The sequence below is a fragment of the SAR324 cluster bacterium genome (assembly GCA_029245725.1).
In the GTDB taxonomy this organism is placed as follows: domain Bacteria; phylum SAR324; class SAR324; order SAR324; family NAC60-12; genus JCVI-SCAAA005.
Window position 1 is genome coordinate 1 of the sequence record JAQWOT010000046.1, and the last position, 2,258, is coordinate 2,258.

Annotated in this window: 3 protein-coding genes and 1 pseudogene; all 4 read right to left on the bottom strand. The window is 47.4% G+C overall.

The annotated features are described in order from the left end of the window. Positions 1–474 precede the first annotated feature (474 nt). Positions 475–918, bottom strand: a complete 444-nt coding sequence (locus P8O70_01855) for a hypothetical protein (protein ID MDG2195629.1) — start codon at positions 916–918, stop codon at positions 475–477. A 287-nt stretch (positions 919–1,205) separates the two neighbouring features. Further along, positions 1,206–1,550 (bottom strand): hypothetical protein, encoded by a 345-nt coding sequence (locus tag P8O70_01860; protein ID MDG2195630.1) that lies wholly within the window; start codon positions 1,548–1,550, stop codon positions 1,206–1,208. A 241-nt stretch (positions 1,551–1,791) separates the two neighbouring features. Then, positions 1,792–1,941: pseudogene (locus P8O70_01865) on the bottom strand (IS1 family transposase). Further along, on the bottom strand, positions 1,871–2,038 hold the full coding sequence (locus P8O70_01870; protein ID MDG2195631.1) for a hypothetical protein: 168 nt from the start codon (positions 2,036–2,038) through the stop codon (positions 1,871–1,873). Before P8O70_01870 ends, P8O70_01865 begins: the two are co-directional and overlap by 71 nt. Positions 2,039–2,258 lie beyond the last annotated feature (220 nt).

The following is a 2,258-nucleotide window of genomic DNA, read 5'->3' on the forward strand; positions in this document are numbered from 1 at the left end:
GAACTCTCCGATCCCAATCTGAATCTCAAGAAACTCTTTAAGAGCTGATCCGCAAACTCCACCCATCTCCTTAACTCTGTAAATGACTCGGGTTGTTTTCCTCTCTCATAGGGGAGGCCCCTAACCTTGCAGGGCCAATCCTAATCATATTGAGTTGATTCAGCAACTGCGGCAGCTCTCGCAGGACTTGGAAGCACCTAAACAAATTCTGGTGATCAGCGCCCACTGGGAGGCCTGTGTGATCCGGATTACGCATCACTCCAATCCCCCACTGCTTTACGACTACAAAGCTCTGGTTTTTTCATATTTATTTTCAGTTATTTACAGCCATAGATTTCCGATTTGTAACAGATGTGCATCATTCAAATAACACTGCCCTTAAGTCAGTTGAAATCTGATTCAACTAGCACACAACGGTTAATTTATTTCAGTGTGCCAGTGCCATCACTAGCAGCAAGCACACTCAAACCCAAACTAGTTTAACTTCTCAGCCTTAATCGTGTTAACACGATTTCGCCAAGCTGCCTGCAACTCAATCAGTTCATCAAATTCTCCCTGCTCCACAGCCGCACGTATCTGCTCCAGTGTTCCAACCAGTTCTGACTCACTGACTATTTCAACAGCATTCTTACTCTTTGCCAGTTCGAGTGGCTTACTCCCATAACGAATGGCGAGTTGGACGGTGCCATCAGCTTTAACACTCCACCAACGACGGATGCGTTTAGTACGTTGAACGGGAGTCAGGTTGCCCTCCGCATCAGCAACGTATTGGGTTTTGGTAGGTTGGTAATCACTGTTTCTAGCAAGTTGGAGTTGTTCAGCCAGCTTGGCTAACAGCTTGTGTCGGCGGTGAAGGCGTGGATTGCGGTGGGTTGGATGCTCGTAGTGGACGAGCTTGAGTGATTTCAGCAGTTGCATGGTACCTCCTGCAAGTGTTCACATACAGCTTGTGGTCATAGGAGGAGATGGACAACCGGTAAGTTGAGAGATTGAGGATTAAGAAAAAGATTTGTTGAACAGGTGTTTTGAGAAGATGGAGTCGTCAATCGACGACTAAATCGTGTTAACACGATTTAAGAAACGACAGGGTGAGTTGAGAGAGATTCCAGCATAGCCTGCTGTGCCAGCTTTATAAAGTTATGTGCTCGACAAGTTCCCCACTCAAATCGTTCAATTTGCAGTCAAAGCCTTACAGCATTCAGCAATTACTGTTGTAGATGTAACGGCTTGTTGGGTTGCACTGCTGCCAACTGCTGTCGCTGCTGCCGTAACCTAGCACCGTCATCCATATCAGCCTGCTTCTGCTTACCTGAAGCTGCTGGCTTGGCTACATACACATAACGCTTCACCCACTTTGTCTTAGGTACAGCTACTGTCTGCTTCACCTGCTTCACTTCAGGTTCTGCCTGCTTGCATGCTCCCGCAACTACGGATTCACTAGTGCTTGGTATCAGCTGAAGTATATCCAAACGCAGTTGCCAGTCAGCTGCCTCTGTTTCAATGCGTATTGCTTCCAGTGCCTGCTGTATACCTCTCAGTATATTACTCATGTGCACACTCCTGCACCCTTAAGCGATGTGGAGTAAAATCACCAGCACAAATCTGTAAGTACTCCATGCTTTCAAACCGCAAACAGAAATTTCTATGCTGCAGAACCCAATTCATATCACCAACCACTCTGCTTCCGCTTCGCTGTTGATGTAGTGGTGGCACTGTTCACTTAGTTCTGAGAACTGTGCTGCCAATTCTGAGTGTGTGCCACGCTCCCTCATCTTTTCTGGGCGTTGGAGCTTAAGGGTTGTTTAGCTTATGGATGAGCAGTTTCAAAGAAACTTCCAACATCGTTTTTGATTTGCTGTAGCAAAGCGTTTTACGATGGAGCCTGGCTAGATAATGTCTGAGTCAGCAGTTCAGTGATTCGATTTGTGTGGTGAAGGTCTTTCCCGCGTAATGCTTGGCCTGTGGAATGAAATCCTCGTAGGCCTTCAGCAAGTCCGTGCCAGAGCCCATCGTCGGTAGGTGCTTGATCTGCTCTCAAAGGACCCTACCTCTTTTGATCGTTCTTCTTCCACAGACAAAGCCGAGGATCTTGCCAAAGATGGAGTCCACCGCTAGCCAGAGCCAACATTGGGACTTTTTTTAGCGATCAAAGTGCAGAGTTCATCGATTTCGATGAAGGAGCAGGCTTCGGTCTGTGGTGGGCTTGCTGGGAGTACTTGGGCAGCTTGCACCAACCAGCGAGAGAGAGTCTTGTGATG